Here is a 343-nt window from a genome sequence, read left to right as displayed (position 1 = left end):
TGTCACCAGTCGGTCCAGTCGGTCCGATGTCACCGGTAGGTCCAGTTGGTCCGGTGTCTCCGGTAGGTCCAGTTGGTCCAATGTCGCCAGTTGGTCCAGTCGGTCCGATGTCACCAGTCGGTCCAGTCGGTCCGATGTCGCCAGTCGGTCCAGTTGGTCCGGTGTCACCAGTCGGTCCAGTTGGTCCGATGTCTCCGGTAGGTCCAGTCGGTCCGGTGTCACCAGTCGGTCCAGTCGGTCCGATGTCACCGGTAGGTCCAGTTGGTCCGGTGTCTCCGGTAGGTCCAGTTGGTCCAATGTCGCCAGTTGGTCCAGTCGGTCCGATGTCACCAGTCGGTCCAGT

Annotated in this window: 1 protein-coding gene; it reads right to left on the bottom strand. The window is 61.8% G+C overall.

The window, feature by feature from the left end; all coding sequences use genetic code 11:
- On the bottom strand, nt 1-343 hold a 343-nt coding region (locus O0550_RS24170; RefSeq protein ID WP_258427432.1), incomplete at both ends, for a collagen-like protein.

The sequence above is a fragment of the Brevibacillus halotolerans genome (assembly GCF_026891775.1).
GTDB classification, from domain to species: Bacteria; Bacillota; Bacilli; order Brevibacillales; family Brevibacillaceae; genus Brevibacillus_B; species Brevibacillus_B halotolerans.
Note: the sequence above shows the minus strand (reverse complement) of the source record. Positions and strands in the feature narration are given on the sequence as shown.